Origin of the sequence: Streptomyces corallincola (genome assembly GCF_019104725.1) — a bacterium.
Lineage (GTDB): Bacteria > Actinomycetota > Actinomycetes > Streptomycetales > Streptomycetaceae > Streptomyces > Streptomyces corallincola.
Genome location: NZ_JAHRXF010000011.1, coordinates 117567 through 139558, shown reverse-complemented (window position 1 = coordinate 139558; position 21992 = coordinate 117567). Strand labels below are relative to the sequence as shown.

Here is a 21992-nt window from a genome sequence, read left to right as displayed (position 1 = left end):
TCCTGGTGCGGTCAGCCTGGGACCGACTCAGATGTCGAGGAACCGGACGTCCTTGGCGTTGCGCTGGATGAACTGACGGCGTGCCTCGACGTCCTCGCCCATCAGGACCGAGAACAGGTCGTCGGCCTGGGCGGCGTCGTCCAGGGTGACCTGGCCGAGCACCCGGTGCTCCTGGTCCATCGTGGTGACGCGCAGTTCCTCGGCGTTCATCTCGCCGAGGCCCTTGAAGCGCTGGATGGAGTCCTCGCGGATGCGCTTGCCGCGCTGGCGGCCCATCTCGATCAGCGCGTCGCGCTCGCGGTCGGAGTACGCGTACTCGGTGTCGTCCCGGCCCCACTTGATCTTGTAGAGCGGCGGGCGGGACAGGAACACGTGCCCGGCCTCGACCAGCGGACGCATGAAGCGGAACAGGAAGGTCAGCAGCAGGGTGTTGATGTGCTGGCCGTCCACGTCGGCGTCCGCCATCAGGATGATCTTGTGATAGCGCAGCTTCTCGATGTCGAAGTCCTCGTGCACACCGGTGCCGAAGGCCGAGATCAGCGCCTGGATCTCCTGGTTCTGCAGGATCTTGTCGATCCGCGCCTTCTCCACGTTGAGGATCTTGCCGCGGATCGGGAGGATCGCCTGGTACTCCGGGTTCCGGCCGGACTTGGCCGAGCCGCCGGCGGAGTCGCCCTCGACGATGAAGATCTCGCACTTGATCGGGTCGTTCGACTGGCAGTCGGACAGCTTGCCCGGCAGCGACGCCGACTCCAGCAGGCCCTTGCGGCGGGTCAGGTCGCGCGCCTTGCGGGCCGCGACACGCGCGGTGGCCGCCTGGATGCCCTTGCGGATGATGTCCGCGGCCTCGATCGGGTTGCGGTCCAGCCAGTCCGCGAGGTGCTCGTAGACGACCTTCTGCACGAAGGTCTTCGCCTCGGTGTTGCCGAGCTTGGTCTTGGTCTGGCCCTCGAACTGCGGCTCGCTGAGCTTGACCGAGATGATCGCGGTCAGACCCTCGCGGATGTCGTCACCGGTGAGATTGTCGTCCTTCTCCCGGAGCAGCTTCTTGTCGCGCGCGTACTTGTTGATCAGCGACGTCAGCGCGGAGCGGAAGCCCTCCTCGTGGGTGCCGCCCTCGTGGGTGTGGATGATGTTGGCGAAGGAGTACACACCCTCGCTGTAGCCGCCGTTCCACTGCATGGCGACTTCGAGGGAGAGGGCCTTCTCCTTGTCCTCCGCCTCCAGGTCGATGATGGAGGGGTGCACCAGCTCTCCCTTGCGGGAGTTCAGGTACTTCACGAAATCGACGATGCCGCCCTCGTAGTGGTACGTCACCGTCTTGACCTCGGCCTTGACGTCGGCGCCCGCCTCGTCCGCCCCGGTGACCGCCTTCGCCTGCTCGCGCTCGTCGGTGAGCTTGATCGTCAGGCCCTTGTTGAGGAACGCCATCTCCTGGAAACGCCGGGACAGCGTCTCGAAGGAGTACTCGGTGGTCTCGAAGATCTCCGGGTCGGCCCAGAACGTGACCGAGGTGCCGGTCTCCTCGATCGCCTCGTGCTGGGCGAGCGGGGCGGTCGGCACGCCCATCTTGTAGTCCTGCGTCCAGCGGTGGCCGTCGGTGCGGACCTCGACGGCGACCTTGGTGGACAGCGCGTTCACCACGGAGACGCCGACGCCGTGCAGACCGCCGGAGACGGCGTACCCGCCGCCGCCGAACTTGCCGCCCGCGTGCAGCACGGTGAGGACGACCTCGACGGCCGGCTTGCCCTCGGAGGGGACGATGCCGACCGGGATGCCACGCCCGTTGTCCACTACGCGCACGCCCCCGTCCGGGAGGATCGTCACGTCGATGGTGTCCGCGTAGCCCGCCAGGGCCTCGTCCACGGAGTTGTCCACGACCTCCTGCACCAGATGGTGCAGGCCACGCTCGCCCGTGGAACCGATGTACATGCCGGGGCGCTTGCGGACCGCGTCCAGCCCTTCCAGCACGGTGATGGCGCTGGCGTCGTACGACGCCGAGGCCGCTGCCCCGGTGGGCGCGCCCTCGTCGGTGGACGGGATGTTCTCGTTGGGGTTGCCGGAATCGGCCACGAAGCGCCCTTTCTGGCACAGCACGAGCCGGGCTTCTCGGCGGTTGGCCGGAGCGGCTGCGGCATGTCGCGTTGGTAAGCCTTGATCAGCGTTGCTCAGCGTTTCCCGGACGGTCCCCACGATCGGGGCGGGATTGTCTTCCAGTCTACCGGTAGCGCCGACAGTGATGGGGGTTTGCGGGCACCTGAGTCCCCATGTGCCGCCCTCAACCGCACCTCGCCGGGTCCCGATATGCGGAAGGGGGCTCCGAGAGCCTCACAGCGCCACTCAGCGCTTCGGGCCGTCAACCCTTGGCTACGCGCGGGTCACAGGGCCCCCGGCGGCCTCTCCGCAGGGGTGGGCACGGGCACGGCTGACACACCCGCCCGCCCCTTCACGTGAGTTACGTCACCCGTACGTATCGCCGGGGCCGGTGCTCCCCGGGGCCCGCAGCGGGCCGAAGCGGCGGGCCGGTCCGCCGGGTCCGGTGACCTTGATCCGGTGGATCGAACCGTGCCCGAGATCCTGGTTGATCCGCGCGACCAGCTGCGGCGCGCGCAGCCGCATCTCCGTGGCCCAGGTGGTGGAGTCGCAGCGGACGGTCAGCTCCCGCGCCTCCTCGTCGAACCGCTCCGGCGTGCAGTGCAGGGCGATCGCCTCGCCGACGATCTGCGGCCAGCGGCCCATCACACCGCCGACCGCCGCCGGGGTCTCCCAGCCGCGCTCGTCGATCAACCGGTGGATGGCCGAGCCGAGCGGCATGGGGTCGCGTCCGTCGGCGCGCGCGCCGGAGCGCAGACCGCCGCCGCGCCGCGCCTGCTTGCGCTCGCGCGCCTGCTCCCCCCGCGCGCGGGCCTGTTCGCGCGCCGCCCGGAGCGCCACGCGCGCCAGGTCCACGCCGGTGGGCTGCGGGGTACGGGGCTGTCCCGCGGCGGCGCCCTCGGGGGCGCCGGACGGTCCGGGGAGGGTGCCGTCGGGTCGGCCGGACGGGCTGCCGGGCAGCGGGGTCGCGTCGCTCATACCCGCTCCACCGTCCCCTCGGAGACCGCGTACCGCGTCCCGGCCAGCACAGGGGGTACGTCGTCGTCCACGGCCGCCGTCACCAGCACCTGCTCACCGGGCACCACGAGTTCCGCGAGCCGCTCACGGCGGCGGGCGTCCAGCTCGGCGAACACGTCGTCCAGGATCAGCACGGGTTCGTTCCCCTCGGTGCGCAGCAGGTCGTACGAGGCGAGGCGCAGCGCCAGCGCGTAAGACCAGGACTCGCCGTGCGAGGCGTAGCCCTTGGCGGGGAGGCGGCCGAGCTTGAGGAGGAGGTCGTCGCGGTGCGGGCCGGCCAGGGTGACGCCCCGCTCGATCTCCTGCTTGCGCGCCTCGGCGAGCGCGGCCATGAGCTGGTCGTACAGCTCCTCGCGGGTGTGGCCGTCGCCGGGCGCGGACGGTTTGTACTCCAGCGCGACCGGGCCGCCGCCGGGCGCGAGCTGTTCATACGCCTTGTCGGCGAGCGGCTGGAGTGTGCTGATCAGATCGAGGCGCTGGGCGAGGAGTTCGGCACCGACCCGGGCGAGGTGCTGGTCCCACACGTCGAGCGTCGAGAGGTCCAGGGTGCGTCCGCCGTGCCTGCGGGCGAGGGCGGCGGTCTTCAGCAGGGTGTTGCGCTGCTTGAGCACCCGGTCGTAGTCGGAGCGGACACCCGCCATGCGCGGGGAGCGGGCGGTGATCAGCTCGTCCAGGAAGCGGCGGCGCTCTCCGGGGTCGCCCTTGATCAGCGCGAGGTCCTCGGGCGCGAACAGCACGGTGCGGACGATGCCGAGCACGTCACGCGGCCTGACCTGCGAGGACCGGTTGATCCGGGCGCGGTTGGCCTTGCCGGGGTTCAGCTCAAGCTCGACCAGCTGCTGCCGGTCGCCCTGGCGGACCTGGGCCCGGATGACGGCGCGTTCGGCGCCCAGCCGGACCAGGGGGGCGTCGGAGGAGACCCGGTGGCTGCCCAGGGTGGCGAGGTAGCCGACGGCTTCCACCAGGTTGGTCTTGCCCTGCCCGTTGGGGCCGACGAAGGCGGTGACGCCCGGATCGAGCGGGACCTCGCTCCGGGCGTACGAGCGGAAGTCGGCCAGCGACAGGTGCGTGACGTGCATGGTGTGGGCCGACCTCCCCCGGCGTGGTGGATCGCTGCGCGACCCGGTGGGTTACTTCTTCTCCACCGCGTGGCCGCCGAACTGGTTGCGCAGCGCGGCGATCATCTTCATCTGCGGCGAGTCGTCCTGGCGCGAGGCGAACCGCGCGAAGAGCGAGGCGGTGATGGCGGGCAGCGGCACGGCGTTGTCGATGGCCGCCTCCACCGTCCAGCGTCCCTCACCCGAGTCCTGGGCGAAGCCGCGCAGCCCGTCGAGGTGCTCGTCGTCGTCCAGGGCGTTGACGGCGAGGTCGAGCAGCCAGGAGCGGATGACGGTGCCGTCCTGCCAGGAGCGGAAGACCTCGCGGACGTTGTCCACGGAGTTGACCTTCTCCAGCAGCTCCCAGCCCTCGGCGTACGCCTGCATCATGGCGTACTCGATGCCGTTGTGGACCATCTTGGCGAAGTGCCCGGCACCCACCTTGCCCGCGTGCACCGAGCCGAGGTCGCCCTCGGGCTTCAGCGCGTCGAACACCGGGCGGACCCGCTCGACGTGCTCGGCGTCGCCGCCGTACATCAGCGCGTACCCGTTGGTGAGGCCCCAGACGCCGCCGGAGACACCGCAGTCCACGAAACCTATGCCCTTGGCGGCGAGCTGCTCGGCGTGCTTCTCGTCGTCCGTCCAGCGGGAGTTGCCGCCGTCCACGACGACGTCGCCGGGCTCCAGCAGCTCGGCCAGCTCGTCGATGGTGGTCTGGGTGGGCTCACCGGCCGGGACCATCACCCAGACGACGCGCGGGGAGCTGAGCTTGCCCACCATCTCGTCGAGGCTGTGGACGTCGGCGAGATCCGCGTCGCGGTCGTAGCCGAGGACGGTGTGGCCCGCGCGGCGGATGCGCTCGCGCATGTTGCCGCCCATCTTGCCGAGGCCGACGAGACCGAGCTCCATCAGTGGTGTTCCTTAAGGTCGCTGTGGCGTGACAGGCACCGTGGTGCCGCCCCGAGCCTAGACGGGGACATGCCCGCACAGCCGTGGGGTTCCGCGCTCAAACGTGGCCCCTCACCTGCGATTTCCGTCCACAGGACGGTGGACTTCTCCACCGCCCTGTGGACGGACTCCGGTCCGCCGCGGATCGCCCGGCCCGGCTCAGCCGCTGAGGCGCACCGGCATGATCAGGTACTTGTACGCGTCGTCCGCCTCGGCGTCGAGCGCCGGTTTGCCGCTGAGCAGCGCGGGCTTGGTGGACGTGGTGAACGACAGCTGGGCGACGGGCGAGTCGATGGCACTCAGACCGTCCAGCAGGAACGTCGGGTTGAAGGCGATCGAGATGTCGTCGCCCTCCAGCTGCGCGTCCACCCGCTCCACAGCCTGTGCGTCGTCGCTGGAACCGGCCTCCAGGATCAGCACGCCCTGCTCGAAGCTCAGCCGCACCGGGGTGTTCCGCTCGGCGACCAGGGCGACGCGCTTGACGGCCTCCACGAAGGGGGCGGTCTCGATCACGGCGACGGAGTTGAACTCGGTCGGGAAGAGCGTGCGGTACTTCGGCAGGTCGCCTTCGAGCAGCCGGGTCGTCGTACGGCGGCCCGCGCCCTCGAAGCCGATCAGGCCCTCACCGGCACCCGAGCCGGAGAGCGCCAGGATCACGCTGTCGCCGCTGGTGAGCGCCTTGGCGGTGTCCTGAAGCGTCTTGGCGGGCACCAGCGCGACGGCGGAGACGTCCGGGTTCTCCGGCTTCCACAGGAACTCGCGGACCGCGAAGCGGTAGCGGTCGGTGGAGGCCAGGGTGACGGTGTCGCCCTCGATCTCGATGCGCACACCGGTGAGCACGGGCAGCGTGTCGTCCCGCCCGGCGGCGATGGCCACCTGGGAGACGGCGGAGGCGAAGACCTCACCGGGGACGGTGCCGGTCGCGTTCGGCATCTGCGGCAGCGTCGGGTACTCCTCCACCGGCAGGGTGTGGAGGGTGAAGCGGGAGGAGCCGCAGACCACGGTCGCCCGGACACCGTCCGTGGAGATCTCGACCGGCCGGTTGGGCAGGGCGCGGCAGATGTCGGCGAGCAGGCGGCCGGAGACCAGGACCGTGCCGTCCTCCTCGACCTCGGCCTCGACACCGACCCGCGCGGAGACCTCGTAGTCGAAGCTCGACAGGCTGAGCTGGCCGTCCTCGGCCTTCAGCAGCAGGCCGGCGAGGACAGGCGCCGGCGGACGGGCCGGGAGACTGCGGGCCGCCCATGCCACCGCCTCCGCGAGTACGTCGCGTTCCACCCGGATCTTCACCGTAAGCCGCCTCCTGCTTGTTGCTACTGAGTCCTCCGACTCGGTGTCACCGCCCACTGAGGAGGGAAGGACACCGGGGACCAGTCTGACGCACCCCACTGACAGTAGGTGCCCCTCGGGGTCAAGTCGGTCCGGGGCGCGGTCGGCGCCGAGAGGCCGAGTTGTGCACAGCCCCCACTTCGAAACGGATTCTCAGCTCTCTCTAGTTGCTAGTAGTAGTAGGGGCTGTGGATACCGTGGATAACCTCGTTTTCGCAGGTCAGACCCCAAATTTTATCCACCGCCCCTGTGGGTGGAGCCCGTGGATAACCAGGGCCCGCTGTGGAGAACCGAAAGTTCTGCACACCCCGCCCACAGGCAGGGGCCACTTGTCCCCAGATCCGTCCCCAGGTTTCGCCGGGTTTCCCACAGCCCCTCCCGGCAGCTTCGTGTGACGGCTTTCACTCGACGCGGTGATCCGGCCCGCCGGGTTGCCGAACAGTGGACAGTGATGTGGAGAAGCTGGAGATCGCTGGGGACAACCGGCCCCAGCCTGTGGGTAGTCGGTGGATAACTTTGTGCACAGCCTGTGGATCACGGCTTTGTCCACAGTCTGTGGAGAACCGTTGTCCACGAATCCACAGGCACATGAGCTGCGCGGACGCGGGATCGGCGGTCCACCTGTGGACAGAGCTTGGGACAACTTCGCGGTCCCCAGGGTGTGGACGCGAAAAAGTCGGCGAATCTGTGGAGAGAGGCCGTAACCAGGCAGTTAATCGAACAGCGGGGGGCGCGCGGAAGTCGCCGTGCGCAGGGTGGCGGGGGTGCGGTGGGGTTGCCGCCGGGTGGCGGCGGGGTGGTGTTGGGGTGGTGTTGAGGTCCGGCCGGGCGCTGGACGGAGGCTCGGCGTGGGGGCTATGGGCTCCGCGTGAGGGCTGTGGGTTCCGCGTGGGGGCTGTGGGCGCCCTGGAGTTCTGCGGGGCGCCGTGGGGTGGGTGCCTCGGGGGTCCGGGGCCGCGGGAACGGAAAAGGGCGCCTCCGGAGGTTTCCGGAAGCGCCCCGCAAGAGCGGTGCGGTGCTGGCTCAGCCGTTCTTGATGCGGTTCGTCAGCTCCGTCACCTGGTTGTAGATGGAGCGTCGCTCCGCCATCAGCGCGCGGATCTTGCGGTCGGCGTGCATCACCGTCGTGTGGTCCCGGCCGCCGAACTGCGCGCCGATCTTGGGCAGCGACAGGTCCGTCAGCTCGCGGCACAGATACATGGCGATCTGCCGGGCCGTCACCAGCGCGCGCCCGCGCGAGGTCCCGCACAGGTCCTCGACGGTCAGCCCGAAGTAGTCCGCGGTGGCCGCCATGATCGCGGACGCGGTGATCTCCGGCGCGGAGTCCTCACCGCCGGGGATCAGGTCCTTGAGGACGATCTCGGTCAGGCCCAGGTCCACCGGCTGCCGGTTGAGCGAGGCGAACGCCGTCACCCGGATCAGCGCCCCCTCCAGCTCACGGATGTTCCGTGAGATCCGGGAGGCGATGAACTCCAGCACCTCCGGCGGGGCGTTGAGCTGCTCCTGCACCGCCTTTTTGCGCAGGATCGCGATCCGCGTCTCCAGCTCGGGCGGCTGGACGTCGGTGATCAGGCCCCACTCGAAGCGGTTGCGCAGCCGGTCCTCCAGTGTGACGAGCTGCTTGGGCGGCCGGTCGCTGGAGAGCACGATCTGCTTGTTCGCGTTGTGCAGCGTGTTGAAGGTGTGGAAGAACTCCTCCTGCGTGGACTCCTTGTCCGCGAGGAACTGGATGTCGTCCACGAGCAGGATGTCCATCTCGCGGTACCGCTTGCGGAAGCTGTCGCCCTTGCCGTCGCGGATCGAGTTGATGAACTCGTTGGTGAACTCCTCCGAGCTGACGTACCGCACGCGGGTGCCCGGATAGAGGCTGCGCGCGTAGTGCCCGATCGCGTGCAGCAGGTGCGTCTTGCCGAGCCCCGACTCCCCGTAGATGAAAAGGGGGTTGTATGCCTTCGCCGGTGCCTCGGCGACGGCCACCGCCGCCGCGTGCGCGAAGCGGTTCGAGGCGCCGATGACGAACGTGTCGAAGAGGTACTTCGGGTTCAGCCGCGCGGTCGGCTCACCCGGACCGTTCCCCGGCGCGGGCTTCGCGGCCGACGCGCCGGGGGCGCCGCCGGGCGGGGGCAGGTCGGGACGTCCGTGTCCGCCCCGGTGCCCCGGACCGCCGGGGGGCTCGGGCAGCTCGCGGCGGACCGGGTCGCGCTGGTCGTACTCGGCGCGCGGGACCTCGTAGTCGCCGCGCTCCGGCCGCTCGTAGTCGCCGCGGTCGTAGTCGCCCCGGCCGTAGTCGCGGCGCGGGGCGTCGTACTCCGCGCGCTGCTGCTCGTACGGGGAGCGGTCGGCGCCCTGCTGGCGGTAGTCGTGGGAGGGCGTGCCGTAGGAGTCCTGGCCGGGGGACCCGTAGGGGTCCGGGGCCGGGGAGGCGTAGGGGTCGCGGTCGGGGAAGCCGAGGCGCGGCTGCTGCCAGCCGTACTCGTCCTGTCCGGGACGCGGCCAGGCACCGGGCTCGGGCCGCTGGTACTCCGACGGGTAGGCGGGGCGGGCGGTCGGCGACTGGTCGCCGCGCGGGGGCCGTTCGGAGTCGGCGGCGCGGTGGCGGCCGTACCCCTCGTAGGGGTGGGCGGGCGTGTCCGGTTCGTCGTAGCGGGACTGCGGCCCGCCCTGGCCGGGCTGCTCGGCGGGCGCCGGTGCCGAGCCGGTGGACTGCTGGTGCGCCGGGGGTTCGCCCGCCGACTCGTCCACGGTGATGGCGATCCGGATCGGCCGCCCGCACTCGCGGCTCAGCGTCTCGCTCACGACCGGCGCGAGCCGTCCCTCCAGGACGCCCTTGGCGAACTCGTTGGGTACGGCGAGCAGCGCGGTGTCCGCGACCAGCGCGAGCGGCTGGCAGCGCCTGATCCAGTGCTCGTCCTTGACCTCGACCCCCTGCCCGCGGTTCTCGCCCAGGAGCTGTTCGAGCACCCGCGGCCACACTGCGGCAAGATCGGCAGGTACGTCAGCCACAGGGCACGCTCTCTCGCTGGTCCCACGAACGTGTGGTCCGGGGACGGAAATGGGGGTCGGGCTCGGGTCCACGGACGGGTGCGGTCCCGGCCGTGCGGTGATAAGGGAACGAATCGGAGTTCAGCCACGGTAGTCAGCGCGGCGGGTACGGTTCAAGTCGTTGTCCCCAGCCTGTGGACAGTGTCCCCCGGCGCGCACCGGTTTGACCGGATGGCGTAGCCGCGCGTACCGTAACCAGGTCGAGTTGTCGATGGCTGCTGCCGCCTGCCTCCGATGGGCACAGATCACTTCGGGTGATCGGGAAGCGGTGCACACGGGCGTGACGCGAGCTTTTCGTGGGCGCACGGTGACAGCCAGGACGGCACCCCGCCACCCACCGATTTTTCTGGAGCCCCCTAGTGAGCAAGCGCACCTTCCAGCCGAACAACCGTCGTCGCGCGAAGACCCACGGCTTCCGGCTGCGGATGCGCACCCGTGCCGGCCGCGCGATCCTCGCGTCCCGCCGCAGCAAGGGTCGCGCAAGCCTGTCCGCCTGATTCCGATCAGGTTGTGACGTCGTGCTGCCCACCGAGAACCGGCTGAGGCGGCGCGAGGACTTCGCAACCGCGGTACGGCGAGGACGCCGGGCAGGCCGTCCGACCCTCGTCGTCCACCTACGAAGCGGTGCCACGGACCCGCACGCGCCTGGGGAGAGCGCTCCCCCGACGCGTGCGGGTTTCGTCGTGAGCAAGGCCGTGGGTGGAGCGGTCGTCCGCAACGCCGTGAAGCGCAGACTCCGCCATCTGATGCGTGACCGAGTCGGTCTGTTCCCGCCCGGTAGCCTGGTAGTCGTACGCGCGCTGCCCGGATCGGGTGACGCTGACCACGCACAACTGGCCCGAGACCTAGACACCGCATTGGAGCGGCTCCTGGGAGGGGGCACGCGATGAAGTACCCGCTGCTGGCTCTGATCAAGCTGTACCAGTGGACGATCAGTCCACTGCTGGGGCCGGTCTGCAAGTACTACCCGTCGTGCTCCCATTACGGCTATACGGCCATCGACCGGCACGGTGCGCTCAAGGGCACGGCACTCACCGCCTGGCGCATCCTCCGGTGCAATCCGTGGTCGCTCGGCGGTGTGGACCACGTCCCGCCGCGCAAGCGCCCCCGATGGCACGAACTGCTGCGCGCCGCCTGGAGCGCACGCAAGGGCGGGACCTCCGCCGCCGCACCGGGCACCGAGGAGAAGCCGCCTTCCGAGCTTCCCCCGGGCCCGGCCGCAGAGACCCCGTCCCATGCCCAAGGAGCATGATTAGTGGACACGATTGCCAGCCTCTTCAGCTTCATCACGACACCGGTCTCCTGGGTCATCGTCCAGTTCCACACGGTGTACGGCGCCATTTTCGGCCCGGACACCGGGTGGGCCTGGGGCCTGTCCATCGTGTCCCTGGTGATCCTGATCCGCATCTGCCTGATCCCGCTGTTCGTGAAGCAGATCAAGGCGACCCGGGCCATGCAGACCCTGCAGCCCGAGATGAAGAAGATCCAGGAGCGCTACAAGAACGACAAGCAGCGTCAGTCCGAAGAGATGATGAAGCTGTACAAGGAGTCGGGCACCAACCCGCTCTCCTCGTGCCTTCCCATCCTGGCGCAGTCCCCGTTCTTCTTCGCCCTCTACCACGTGCTCAACGGCATCGCGTCCGGCACGACGATCGGCGTCATCAACAACTCGCTGCTGGAGAGCGCCCGTAAGGCGCACATCTTCGGCGCGCCGCTCGCCGCGAAGTTCAAGGACGGCTCGGACACCATCACGGCCCTGGGCGCGTCCGTCACGGACGTGCGCGTGGTCACCATCGTGATGATCATCATGATGTCGGCGTCGCAGTTCTACACGCAGCGCCAGCTGATGACGAAGAACGTCGATACGACGGTGAAGACCCCGTTCATGCAGCAGCAGAAGATGCTGATGTACGTCTTCCCCATCATGTTCGCCGTCTTCGGCATCAACTTCCCCGTCGGTGTCCTCATCTACTGGCTGACCACCAACGTGTGGACGATGGGCCAGCAGATGTACGTGATCCACAACAACCCGACTCCGGGCTCCAAGGCCCAGGCCGCCTACCTGGAGCGCCTGACCAAGCACGTCACCACGCACGGCAAGGTCGGCCGCCGCAGCGAGAAGACGATCATCAAGGCGATCGTCGCCAAGGGCCGGGACCGCAACGAGTTCGAGCGGAAGTTCATCAACGGCCTCACCAAGGCCGGTCTCGCCGCGCAGGCCGACGGCACCGTGGAGAAGAGCGACAGCCTGGCCACCGCGCAGACCGAGGACGGTACGCCCATCACGGCCGCCGCCCGTCGTCAGCAGCCCAAGCGCCAGAGCAAGTCCCAGCGCCAGGCGTCCAACGCGAAGCAGCTGGACGACGACGATCACGACAGCTCGCCGTCGGCCGGCACGTCGCTGGAGAAGGCCACCACGTCGTTGGAGAAGTCCGACGAACCGCAGGACGCACAGCCCGCCGCCGCTGCCACCCCGCAGCAGTCGCGGAAGTCCGGTGCCGGTTCGCGCAGCAAGGCCCAGTCCGGGCAGCGCAAGGGCGGCCCACAGCGGCCCAAGTCCCCGTCCAAGAAGTAAGAAGGAGCCCATCCCGTGACGGAAGGCACCACCTCCGCCGCTGCCGAGGGTGCAGACACCCTGACCCGCCTGGAGCAGGAGGGCGAGATCGCGGCGGACTACCTGGAGGGTCTGCTCGACATCGCCGACCTCGACGGCGACATCGACATGGATGTCGAGGCCGACCGCGCCTCCGTGTCGATCATCAGTGACTCCGACCGCGACCTGCAGAAGCTGGTCGGCCGCGACGGCGAGGTACTGGAGGCGCTCCAGGAGCTGACGCGCCTCGCGGTGCACCGCGAGACCGGTGACCGCAGTCGGCTGATGCTGGACGTGGCGGGCTACCGGGCCCAGAAGCGCACCGAGCTGTCCGAGCTGGGCGTCCAGGCCGCGGCCGACGTCAAGAGCACGGGCGAACCGGTCAAGCTGAAGCCGATGACCCCGTTCGAGCGCAAGGTCGTGCACGACGCGGTCAAGGCGGCCGGACTCCGCAGCGAGTCCGAGGGCGAGGAGCCGCAGCGCTTCGTCGTCGTCCTGCCCGCCTGATCGGCACCCTCGTTCCACCGGCCCCGTCTGCTGCGCCAGGCGGGGCCGAACTTTGTCAGCCTGGTAGTTCTGGTGGCCGGCGCGTGAAGCGCCGAGCGGTACGGAAGGACGGTCCCCGTGACGGAGGCAGCGGAGCTTCCCCCCGCGCCCGAGCAGGCGCGGGAAGTGTTCGGTGAGCGCTTCGACGACGCGGTCCGCTATGCGGAACTGCTCGCCGAGGCGGGCGTGCAGCGCGGACTGATCGGCCCGCGCGAGGTGCCCCGCCTGTGGGAGCGGCACCTGCTGAACTGCGCCGTGCTCTCCGAGGCGGTCCCGGAGGGCGTCACGGTGTGCGACGTCGGTTCCGGCGCCGGGCTGCCGGGCATCCCGCTGGCGCTGGTCCGCGAGGACCTGAACATCACGCTGCTGGAGCCGCTGCTGCGCCGGACCACCTTCCTCACGGAGGTCGTCGAGCTGCTGGGCCTGAAGCACGTCACCGTGGTGCGGGGCCGCGCCGAGGAGATGCTCGGGCAGTTGCCGCCCGTCCATGTGGTGACGGCCCGCGCCGTGGCACCGCTCGACCGGCTGGCCGCCTGGGGCATCCCGCTGCTGCGTCCCTACGGGGAGATGCTGGCCCTGAAGGGCGACACGGCCGAGGAGGAGCTGACGGCCGCGGCCACCGCGCTCAGCAGACTCGGTGCCGAGTCCACCTCTGTTCTGCACGTCGGCGAGGGCGTGGTGGACCCGCTGTCCACAGTCGTCCGGGTGGAGGTCGGGGAGAGCCCGGGTGGCGTCCGCTTCGCCGCGAAGCGTGCAAAGGCGGCTCGGGCGGGCCGCGCCCGACGCCGTCGCTGACGGCTGCGAGGGTCCCGGTACCGGTCGGAGCGCGATCCGGGATCGTCCGGTGTGACTGATCAGTTGGGCTGATCGGCTGCGACCGGCGGGCGTACTCCACCCAAGCTGCCATGCCTACGCAGACGGAGTGTCGCGGGAGCCCGGCCGCCGTCGCTGTGCATCGTGTTTCACGTGAAACGTCGCTCACTGCTGCACGGCATCATCGGTAGAGGCCGGGTCGCGGCCGAACCCCGCGATCGAAAGCCCCTCGGATCACTCGGGAGGGCAGCGAAGTTGTCCACAGAGGTGGACTTCTCCACAGAACGTAAGGCCTCACTGGTTCACGACCCCGAACGCATGGGAGGCTCTGTTCATTGCGAGCCTGAAGTCGAGGAGAGTGAAGCCTTGCGGTCCGACGCCAACATCGCGGGACCGATGACCGATCCGGTCCCCGGTCCCCGTACCGAGTCGTTGGGGGCGGATGTTTCACGTGAAACACCGCCTCCGATGGACGACACCCCCATCGGTCGCGCTGCCCAGCTGGCGGTGGACGCTCTGGGACGCGCGGGCGAGGGCCTGCCGCGACCCGAGCAGACCCGCATCATCGTGGTCGCCAACCAGAAGGGCGGCGTCGGCAAGACCACGACGACCGTCAACCTCGCCGCTTCGCTGGCTCTGCACGGCAGCCGCGTCCTCGTCGTCGATCTCGACCCTCAGGGCAACGCGTCCACGGCGCTGGGAATCGACCACCACGCCGAAGTCCCCTCGATCTATGACGTCCTGGTGGACAGCAGGCCGCTGTCGGACGTGGTCCAGCCGGTCGCGGATGTGGAAGGGCTCTTCTGCGCTCCGGCCACCATCGACCTCGCCGGTGCCGAGATCGAGCTGGTGTCGCTGGTGGCCCGCGAAAGCCGCCTGGAGCGTGCGATCCAGGCGTACGAGCAGCCGCTGGACTACGTCCTCATCGACTGCCCGCCCTCCCTCGGCCTCCTCACCGTGAACGCACTCGTCGCGGGTCAGGAAGTCCTCATCCCGATCCAGTGCGAGTACTACGCGCTGGAGGGCCTGGGGCAGCTGCTGCGGAACGTCGATCTGGTACGCGGTCATCTCAACCCCACCCTGCACGTCTCGACGATCCTGCTCACCATGTACGACGGCCGGACGCGCCTCGCTTCCCAGGTCGCGGAAGAGGTGCGCACACACTTCGGTGAGGAGGTGCTGCGGACGAGCATCCCCCGCTCCGTCCGCATCTCCGAGGCTCCGAGCTACGGCCAGACGGTGCTCACCTACGATCCTGGTTCCAGCGGCGCGCTCTCCTATCTGGAGGCGGCCCGCGAACTCGCGCTCCGGGGCGTCGGTATCAGCTACGACGCGACCCAGGCGCACATCGGCACTCAGAACGACCCGAACATGGTGGAGGGCATGCAGTGAGCGAGCGACGGAGGGGTCTGGGCCGTGGACTCGGCGCACTGATCCCCGCTGCCCCGACGGAGAAGGACCCGGCGACTCTGGGACACGGGACCTCCGTGTCCCCCGCCCCGGTACCGGCGTTGAGCGCTGATCGTGGCGTGGCCGCCGCGAAGGTGGCGACCCTGCCGAAGGTTTCACGTGAAACAGAGGAGCCGACGGCATCCTCGGCGGAGACTCCGGCGCCCCCACTGGGCGCCCACTTCGCCGAGCTGCCGATCGACTCCATCACCCCGAACCCGCGTCAGCCGCGTGATGTGTTCGACGAGGACGCGCTACAGGAACTGGTCACCTCCATCAAGGAGGTGGGCCTCCTCCAGCCGGTCGTCGTCCGGCAGATCGACTCGGGCCACTACGAGCTGATCATGGGTGAGCGCCGCTGGCGTGCCTGCCGGGAAGCCGGTCTGGACGCCATCCCGGCGATCGTGCGGGCCACCGACGACGAGAAGCTGCTTCTCGACGCCCTGCTGGAGAACCTGCACCGGGCTCAGCTGAACCCGCTGGAAGAGGCCGCCGCCTACGACCAGTTGCTGAAGGACTTCAACTGCACGCACGACCAGTTGGCGGACCGCATCGGGCGTTCGCGTCCGCAGGTCTCCAACACGCTGCGTCTGCTGAAGCTGTCCCCGGCCGTGCAGCGCCGGGTCGCCGCCGGGGTGCTCTCCGCCGGGCACGCCCGTGCGCTGCTCTCCGTGGAGGACTCGGAGGAGCAGGACCGGCTGGCCCACCGGATCGTGGCCGAGGGGCTGTCCGTGCGGGCCGTCGAGGAGATCGTCACGCTGATGGGCTCGCGCCCGCAGGCGGCCCAGCGTGCCAAGGGCCCCCGCGCCGGTGGCCGGGTCTCCCCGGCGCTGACCGATCTGGCCACGCGTCTCTCCGACCGCTTCGAGACGCGGGTGAAGGTCGATCTGGGCCAGAAGAAGGGCAAGATCACCGTCGAGTTCGCCTCGATGGAAGACCTTGAGCGCATCCTCGGTTCGCTCGCGCCGGGCGAGGGCCCGGTGTTGCAGCGGACCCTGCACGACGGTGACACCGTGGAGCAGGAGGACTGATCCTCGGCGCCCGACTGTTCGCAGGGGAGCGGACCGCATCCGGTACAGCCGGAACGCGGTCCGCTCTTTGCATTTCGGCGGTGTCTCCCCCTCGGCTTCGTGGTTACGATGCCGACAGGCATGGCGCATCCACCGGGCAGATCTCTGAAAGAGCCGCACGCGACGCGTCGGCCGAAGGAAGCGAGGAACAGCCTTCATGGGGCGTCGGCTCGTACCACTCACGCTGGACAACCTTGAGGATCTTCCCCAGCCCTGCCGCTCGTGCGTCTTCTGGGAGTTGGACCCCGTCCGTGGTGAGGCCGCGGTCAACGCGGACAGAGCCGCGGCGGAGAAGGAGTCCTGGATCTCCGCCGTGCTGCTGGACTGGGGCTCGTGCGGCCGGGTGGCCTACGTGGACGACGTACCGGTGGGGTTCGTGCTCTACGCCCCGCCCGCCTATGTCCCGCGCTCCACGGCCTTCCCCACCAGCCCGGTCGCCTCGGACGCCGTCCAGCTCATGACGTCACTGATCGTGCCGGGCTACCAGGGACAGGGACTCGGGCGGGTCCTGGTCCAGGCCGTCGCCAAGGATCTGCTGCGCCGGGGCTTCAAGGCGATCGAGGCGTTCGGCGACGCACGCACCAAGGCACCGGGCGGCTGTCTGCTCCCCGTCGATCATCTGCTGGCCGTGGGCTTCAAGACGGTCCGGCCGCACCCCACGCATCCCCGGCTGCGGCTGGAGCTGCGCTCCACCCTGTCCTGGAAGCAAGACGTGGAGCACGCCTTGGACCGGCTGCTGGGGGCGGTACAGAAGGAACCAGCACTGAGACCGCTCTAGGCTTCTGGGACCGGTCTAGGCTTCTGGGACCGCTCTAGGTGTCTGGGACCGGTCTGGCTTCGGGGGCGAAAGCTTCCCTCATGCGAAAGGACCGAACCCCGAGGGGTTCGGCCCTTTCATGTTTCACGTGAAACGTCAGTCGGCGAGGAACGGGTCCAGGTCCCGGACCAGCGCCGCCTTCGGCTTGGCACCGACGATGGTCTTCACGACCTCGCCGCCCTGGTAGACGTTCAGGGTCGGGATGGACATCACGCCGTACTTGGCCGCGATGGCCGGGTTCTCGTCGATGTTCAGCTTGACGATCTCGATCTTGTCGCCGTGCTCGGCCGCGATGGCCTCCAGCGACGGGGCGATCTGGCGGCACGGGCCGCACCACTCGGCCCAGAAGTCCACGAGGACGGGCTTGTCGCTCTTGAGGACATCCTGCTCGAAGGAGTCGTCAGTCACTTTCTTCAGAGTGCCGGCCACGGCGGGCTCCTTAACTCGGTACTGCGTGTGGGGTGGGGGTGCGAGGGTCAGACGGCCGCGGTCTTCTCGGGCTCCGCCTTGTCCTCGTCGGACAGGGCGGCGAGGAAACGCTCGGCGTCCAGGGCGGCGGAGCAGCCCGTACCGGCCGCGGTGATGGCCTGCCGGTAGGTGTGGTCCACGACGTCACCGGCGCCGAAGACACCGGTCACGTTGGTACGGGTGGAGGGAGCGGCGACCTTCAGGTAGCCCTCCTCGTCCAGGTCGAGCTGACCCTTGAACAGTTCGGTGCGCGGGTCGTGGCCGATGGCGATGAACAGGCCGGTCACCGGCAGGTCGGACAGCTCACCGGTCTTGACGTTGCGCAGCTTCAGGCCCGCGAGCTTCTGGTCGCCCTGGACCTCCGCGATCTCGCTGTCCCAGACGAACTTGATCTTAGGGTCGTTGAAGGCGCGCTCCTGCATCGCCTTGGAGGCACGCAGGGTGTCCCGGCGGTGCACGATCGTCACGGACTTGGCGAACCGGGAGAGGAAGGTCGCCTCCTCCATCGCGGTGTCGCCGCCGCCGATCACGGCAATGTCCTGGTCCTTGAAGAAGAACCCGTCACAGGTGGCGCACCAGGAGACACCACGGCCGGACAGCGCGTCCTCGTTCGGCAGGCCGAGCTTGCGGTGCTGGGAACCGGTGGTGACGATCACGGCCTTCGCACGGTGCACGGTGCCCGCCGTGTCGGTGACCGTCTTGATCTCACCGGTGAGGTCCACGGAGACGATGTCGTCCGGGATCAGCTCGGCACCGAAGCGCTCCGCCTGCCCCCGCATGTTGTCCATGAGGTCGGGGCCCATGATGCCGTCGCGGAAGCCGGGGAAGTTCTCGACCTCGGTGGTGTTCATCAGGGCACCACCGGCGGTGACGGCGCCCTCGAACACCAAGGGCTTCAGCGACGCGCGCGCGGTGTAGAGCGCCGCCGTGTAGCCGGCGGGCCCTGAGCCGATGATGATCACGTTTCGGACGTCGCTCACGGCTGGATTCCTTGTCTCTGGTCTGTGCGATTCGACCGGTGGGAGTCCCTTCCGGACCCTCACCCCACCCAACGGATACTAAGGGGCGCGCATTCCCGCTGTGTCCGGGCACGCAGATACCCCCTCACCGTACGGATGACCGCCCGTGCGCCGGTGAATCAGGCTTCGCGCTCAGGACCGGGCATAGGACTGCTTGAGCAGCACGTTGCCGGTGGCCGAGGGCCCCTTCTGGGCGCAGGACGCATCGACGACGTAGGCCGTGACCCGCGTCTCGCTGCCGTGGTCCGGGGTCACGACGAGATAGGCGTTCCGGCCGGTGTACATGCCGGTCTTCGCGCCGATGATCTCGGTGCCCCCACCGGCCGCCCGGCGGACACAGTCCGGGACCGGGGGGACGGTCTCCAGGAAGGTGTTCGCGCTCTGGGTCGAACCAGGAGTGTCCTGCGGTGCGTCGATCCCGGCGCGCGGTCGCTGGGTCCCGGCGCCGTCTTTCGGCCGGGCACGTTCGGCGTCGAGCAGGACCTTCACCTGAGCCCCGACCGGCTTCCCGGCGAAAGCCCCGGCTGCCGTGGCGGTGGTCGCCTTGTCGGGTGAGTCGTTGGAGGAGCCGGAGGACTTCAGCAGCAGGGAGCCGCTGCCCAGGACGGCGGCGGTCAGCACGGTGCCCAGGGCGACCCCGGTCCAGCGGCGGGACCGGCCGCGTCCGTTCCGGCCGGGTCCGGTGGCAGCGCGGGGGCGCCCGGCGGGACGGTCCCCCGCAGGCGATGTTTCACGTGAAACATCGCCTGCGGACGCCCGCACGGTCTCGGGTTCCGTGGCGGGACCGGGTTCCGTGGCGGTTTCGGGGGCTGCCTCCGGAGCGTGCTCCGTCTCCGGCCGTTCCGCCGTGGTGCCCCGCAGCGCCTCTGCCGTGAGTGCGGCGTCGATACGGGCGGCGATGTCCTCCGGCATGGGGGGCGGCTCCGGGACGGCACCCAGCAGGTCGCGGATCTCCTCCAGCGAGGTCCGTACCTCGGCGCAGCTCTCGCACGCCTCCACATGGTGGCGTACGGCATCGCTTCTGGGCGGGGCGAGCAGGCCCTCGGCGAGGTCGGAGATCTCGGCGACGTCTGGGTGCTCGGTCGTGTCCGTCGGGGACGTCACGCTCGCCCACCTCCGTCCTTCACTACGGCTGAATCGCTGTTGCCCGCCGGTCCGAGGGCGCCGCCACGGGAACCCTGCTCAGGTGGGACGGATGGCTGGGGCGGGTGGTTCCGTCCCGGTCCGGTTTCCGTCTTCTCGTCGTCCGCGTCCCCGGTTCCGGGCCGCAGATGGGTGAGCAGGGGGAGGAGCCGGGCACGGCCCCGCGCGCATCTGCTTTTCACCGTCCCCGTCGGTACGTCCAGGACCCGCGCGGCCTCCGCGACCGGATAGCCCTGCATGTCCACGAGGACGAGCGCGGCCCGCTGCTCGGGCGGGAGGGTCGCCAGTGCCGTCAGGAGCTGGCGGTGCAGGTCGTTGCGTTCGGCGGGCGCCGCGGCGGACTCGTGCGGCTCCAGCAGTTGTTCCATCCGGGCGGTGTCGTCCACCGGTGCGGTCCTGCGGTAGGCGGCCTTGCGGGCGCGGTCGAGGCAGGCGTTCACCGTGATCCGGTGCAGCCAGGTCGTGACGGCCGCTTTCCCCTGGAAGGTGTGCGCGGCCCGGTACGCGGACACCAGGGCGTCCTGCACCGCGTCGGCGGCCTCCTCGCGGTCCCCCAGGGTGCGGAGAGCGACGGCCCACAGCCGATCCCGATGCCGTCGTACGATCTCGCCGAAGGCATCGGGGTCGCCCTCGACATGGCGGGCGAGCAGTTCCTGATCGCTCACCCCGCCGTATCCGGCGCCCTCCGCCATCCCCACCTCCGCGTCCTGGTGAGACGTCAGCCGGCGAACCGGACTTCGCCGATGGCCTGCTTGTAACCGGCGCCGGAGTACGTCGCCGAGTCCGGGCCCGAGAGGGGCACCGCGGTCAGCCACACCAGGACGTACCGCGTCCTGACGGCCTTGGAGACCTTCACGGTCGCGGTCGTGCCCTGCGCGGTGACGCTGCCGACCTTGGTCATGGAGCCCAGCGAGGGCGGGGTGAGCGAGTCGGCCGCGTAGAGATCGACCGTCGTGTGGTCGCCGCCGTACCGCAGGTCCAGCGTGGCCGTGGAGACGTTCCGCGTCGAACCGAGGTCGTACATGATGCCGACGCCCGGCTTGAGCGGGGCGATGGAAGGACCGCTGGTGAAGGTCTTCGTCCGCCAGTACGTCGAACGGTCGCCGTCGTAGGTCTTGGCCACATCACCGGGGTGCTGGGCGTCGCCCTCGGCGACGTACTCCTGAGCTGCGGCGATCTTGATCGGGCCAGGCTTGGGGAGGCCCGCGTTCTTGCCGCCGCCGTCCTCCGTCTTGGTGGTGCCGGAGTCCTTGGGCTTGTTGCCCTGCTCCATCAGCGCGTCGGCGAGCTGCCAGCTGCCCAGACCCAGCGCGGCGATGAGCAGCGCCGACACGGCCCACTTGAGTGCCTTGCCGGTACGGCTCTGCAACGGTGCCGGGGGCGCGGACATCGACGCGGCCGTGCCGGGAAGAGGCGCCGTACGCCCGTAGTTGCCCTGCTGATACGTCGTCCGCTGGTACTCGGGCGGGGCGGTGAACGCGGGCTCGGGCGGGCGGATGCGCGGCATGTCACCGATCGCCTTGACCAGTTCCTCGGGCGTGGTGCACGCGGCCTCGTGCCGCGAGGCGGTGGCGCCGTCGTTGACCAGCGCGCGCATCGCCAGCTCGGACAGCCCCCGGTGGACACCGGCACGCACCTGGTCCGGCGCGATCAGACCGATGTCCTTCGGCAGCCCGGACATGCCGTAGGCGTCGTTCTCGTACGGCCAGCGCTGCGTCAGCGAGGCGTAGAGCAGCGCGCCGATGGATTCGGTGTCGGTGCGCTGCGGGGTGTCGGAGCCGATGCCGCGCAGCGCGGCGTTCACCGCCAGGCCCCGGATGCGCCACTGGCCGGTGGAGGTGCGCAGCACCGCGTTCGGGTTGAGCCGCAGATGGGCGAGACCTTCGCGGTGCGCGGCGGACATCGCGGACGCCACCTGACTGGCCATCTGGTAGGCGTCGTGCGGTTCCAGCGGGCCGACCGCCAGCAGGGTCGTCAGCTCGGTCGCGTCGGGCAGCCACTCGTGCACGACGTAGACGAGGTCGTTCTCCTCGACCGCGTCGAGGACCTGGACGAACCGGGGGTCGCCCAGCAGGGCGGACGAGCGGGCGGCGGCGAGGACGGAGCGGGCGCGGGGATGGCCGCCCGGCAGGATGTGCACCCCGACCGCACGGCGGAGTTTCTCGTCCACCGCGCGCCAACTGCTGAACCCGTCCAGACGGGTGACGCACTCTTCGAGCCGGTAGCGCCTGGCGAGTTTGTGACCGCTGTGCAGCTCCGGGGCCGAGGTCTTGACCGTCGGGCTGTCCGCCGCGACGCTCCCCCGGGCCTCGGCGCTGTCCGCGCGCTGCTCCGGCTCACCGGCGACTCCGTCGGCCGGGGACTGCTCCGCCTCGGCGGTCAGCGGCTCGTCACCGCCGTTGTCTGCCACTCCTACGGCAGCCGTGCTCCGTTCCGCCACCGTCGTCCCTGCCTCCCCATCCGTTGCACGCTGTCCGACGCCGAACCCAATTGTGCCCACAGTCCGCCGCTATGCACGACACACGGCGGCGGACGATGGTTGTGCGC

20 protein-coding genes are annotated in these 21992 nt (G+C 69.8%); 9 read left to right on the top strand and 11 right to left on the bottom strand.

Annotated features, from left to right (window positions below; translation table 11 throughout):
• Positions 1–27: 27 nt before the first annotated feature.
• From gyrB to dnaA, 6 genes are all read right to left on the bottom strand, one after another.
• Positions 28–2097, bottom strand: a complete 2070-nt coding sequence (gyrB, locus tag KUM39_RS10805; RefSeq protein WP_217785262.1) for a DNA topoisomerase (ATP-hydrolyzing) subunit B — start codon at positions 2095–2097, stop codon at positions 28–30.
• A gap of 363 nt (positions 2098–2460) precedes the next feature.
• Positions 2461–3072: a DciA family protein gene (locus KUM39_RS10800; protein ID WP_217785261.1), complete on the bottom strand. Its 612-nt coding sequence runs from the start codon at positions 3070–3072 to the stop codon at positions 2461–2463.
• Positions 3069–4190 (bottom strand): DNA replication/repair protein RecF, encoded by a 1122-nt coding sequence (gene recF / locus KUM39_RS10795; RefSeq protein ID WP_217785260.1) that lies wholly within the window; start codon positions 4188–4190, stop codon positions 3069–3071. Before recF ends, KUM39_RS10800 begins: the two co-directional genes overlap by 4 nt.
• Positions 4191–4241: 51 nt before the next feature.
• Positions 4242–5117 (bottom strand): phosphogluconate dehydrogenase (NAD(+)-dependent, decarboxylating), encoded by an 876-nt coding sequence (gnd, locus tag KUM39_RS10790; protein ID WP_217785259.1) that lies wholly within the window; start codon positions 5115–5117, stop codon positions 4242–4244.
• Between the two features lie 198 nt (positions 5118–5315).
• On the bottom strand, positions 5316–6446 hold the full coding sequence (dnaN, locus tag KUM39_RS10785; RefSeq protein ID WP_217785258.1) for a DNA polymerase III subunit beta: 1131 nt from the start codon (positions 6444–6446) through the stop codon (positions 5316–5318).
• 1062 nt (positions 6447–7508) lie between these two features.
• Positions 7509–9488 (bottom strand): chromosomal replication initiator protein DnaA, encoded by a 1980-nt coding sequence (dnaA, locus tag KUM39_RS10780; RefSeq protein WP_217785257.1) that lies wholly within the window; start codon positions 9486–9488, stop codon positions 7509–7511.
• A gap of 398 nt (positions 9489–9886) precedes the next feature.
• Here dnaA and rpmH point away from each other — a divergent pair, with 398 nt between their 5' ends.
• The 9 genes from rpmH to KUM39_RS10735 all read left to right on the top strand — a co-directional run bounded on the left by rpmH (position 9887) and on the right by KUM39_RS10735 (position 16776).
• The gene (gene rpmH / locus KUM39_RS10775; RefSeq protein ID WP_006348049.1) at positions 9887–10024 is read left to right on the top strand and encodes a 50S ribosomal protein L34; all 138 of its coding nucleotides are present in this window, start codon (positions 9887–9889) and stop codon (positions 10022–10024) included.
• Positions 10025–10045: 21 nt separating this feature from the next.
• Positions 10046–10417 carry a ribonuclease P protein component gene (gene rnpA / locus KUM39_RS10770; protein WP_217785256.1) on the top strand — a complete coding sequence of 124 codons (372 nt, stop codon included), beginning with the start codon at positions 10046–10048 and terminating at the stop codon, positions 10415–10417.
• Positions 10414–10779, top strand: coding sequence for a membrane protein insertion efficiency factor YidD (gene yidD / locus KUM39_RS10765; protein ID WP_217785255.1), 366 nt, complete (start codon positions 10414–10416; stop codon positions 10777–10779). Before rnpA ends, yidD begins: the two co-directional genes overlap by 4 nt.
• Before the next feature lie 3 nt (positions 10780–10782).
• The gene (gene yidC, locus KUM39_RS10760; protein WP_217785254.1) at positions 10783–12102 is read left to right on the top strand and encodes a membrane protein insertase YidC; all 1320 of its coding nucleotides are present in this window, start codon (positions 10783–10785) and stop codon (positions 12100–12102) included.
• A 15-nt stretch (positions 12103–12117) separates the two neighbouring features.
• Entirely contained in the window at positions 12118–12627 is a 510-nt protein-coding gene (locus tag KUM39_RS10755) for a Jag family protein (RefSeq protein WP_217785253.1), read from the top strand.
• Between the two features lie 117 nt (positions 12628–12744).
• Positions 12745–13461 (top strand): 16S rRNA (guanine(527)-N(7))-methyltransferase RsmG, encoded by a 717-nt coding sequence (gene rsmG, locus KUM39_RS10750; RefSeq protein WP_217785252.1) that lies wholly within the window; start codon positions 12745–12747, stop codon positions 13459–13461.
• 336 nt (positions 13462–13797) lie between these two features.
• Positions 13798–14871, top strand: coding sequence for a ParA family protein (locus tag KUM39_RS10745; protein ID WP_217785251.1), 1074 nt, complete (start codon positions 13798–13800; stop codon positions 14869–14871).
• On the top strand, positions 14868–15959 hold the full coding sequence (locus tag KUM39_RS10740; RefSeq protein ID WP_217785250.1) for a ParB/RepB/Spo0J family partition protein: 1092 nt from the start codon (positions 14868–14870) through the stop codon (positions 15957–15959). The genes KUM39_RS10745 and KUM39_RS10740 overlap by 4 nt, the downstream gene beginning before the upstream one ends.
• A 196-nt stretch (positions 15960–16155) precedes the next feature.
• Complete coding sequence (locus KUM39_RS10735) at positions 16156–16776, top strand: GNAT family N-acetyltransferase (RefSeq protein ID WP_217785249.1); 621 nt, start codon at positions 16156–16158, stop codon at positions 16774–16776.
• A gap of 135 nt (positions 16777–16911) precedes the next feature.
• Here KUM39_RS10735 and trxA read toward each other — a convergent pair whose 3' ends face one another.
• From trxA to KUM39_RS10710, 5 genes are all read right to left on the bottom strand, one after another.
• Positions 16912–17244 (bottom strand): thioredoxin, encoded by a 333-nt coding sequence (trxA, locus tag KUM39_RS10730; protein WP_217785248.1) that lies wholly within the window; start codon positions 17242–17244, stop codon positions 16912–16914.
• Positions 17245–17291: 47 nt separating this feature from the next.
• Positions 17292–18263: a thioredoxin-disulfide reductase gene (gene trxB, locus KUM39_RS10725; RefSeq protein WP_217785247.1), complete on the bottom strand. Its 972-nt coding sequence runs from the start codon at positions 18261–18263 to the stop codon at positions 17292–17294.
• A 171-nt stretch (positions 18264–18434) separates the two neighbouring features.
• Positions 18435–19406 carry a zf-HC2 domain-containing protein gene (locus KUM39_RS10720; RefSeq protein ID WP_217785246.1) on the bottom strand — a complete coding sequence of 324 codons (972 nt, stop codon included), beginning with the start codon at positions 19404–19406 and terminating at the stop codon, positions 18435–18437.
• Positions 19403–20137, bottom strand: coding sequence for an RNA polymerase sigma factor SigM (gene sigM, locus KUM39_RS10715; RefSeq protein WP_217785245.1), 735 nt, complete (start codon positions 20135–20137; stop codon positions 19403–19405). Before sigM ends, KUM39_RS10720 begins: the two co-directional genes overlap by 4 nt.
• A gap of 26 nt (positions 20138–20163) precedes the next feature.
• Positions 20164–21885 carry a protein kinase family protein gene (locus KUM39_RS10710; RefSeq protein ID WP_217785244.1) on the bottom strand — a complete coding sequence of 574 codons (1722 nt, stop codon included), beginning with the start codon at positions 21883–21885 and terminating at the stop codon, positions 20164–20166.
• Positions 21886–21992 lie beyond the last annotated feature (107 nt).

Bases quoted from the DNA above. Each gene is read 5' to 3' on its own strand.
- yidD (WP_217785255.1), top strand. From the start codon at position 10,414: ATGAAGTACCCGCTGCTGGCTCTGATCAAGCTGTACCAGTGGACGATC.
- sigM (WP_217785245.1), bottom strand. From the start codon at position 20,137: ATGGCGGAGGGCGCCGGATACGGCGGGGTGAGCGATCAGGAACTGCTC.
- KUM39_RS10800 (WP_217785261.1), bottom strand. From the start codon at position 3,072: ATGAGCGACGCGACCCCGCTGCCCGGCAGCCCGTCCGGCCGACCCGAC.
- gnd (WP_217785259.1), bottom strand. From the start codon at position 5,117: ATGGAGCTCGGTCTCGTCGGCCTCGGCAAGATGGGCGGCAACATGCGC.
- KUM39_RS10735 (WP_217785249.1), top strand. From the start codon at position 16,156: ATGGGGCGTCGGCTCGTACCACTCACGCTGGACAACCTTGAGGATCTT.
- KUM39_RS10745 (WP_217785251.1), top strand. From the start codon at position 13,798: ATGGGAGGCTCTGTTCATTGCGAGCCTGAAGTCGAGGAGAGTGAAGCC.
- recF (WP_217785260.1), bottom strand. From the start codon at position 4,190: ATGCACGTCACGCACCTGTCGCTGGCCGACTTCCGCTCGTACGCCCGG.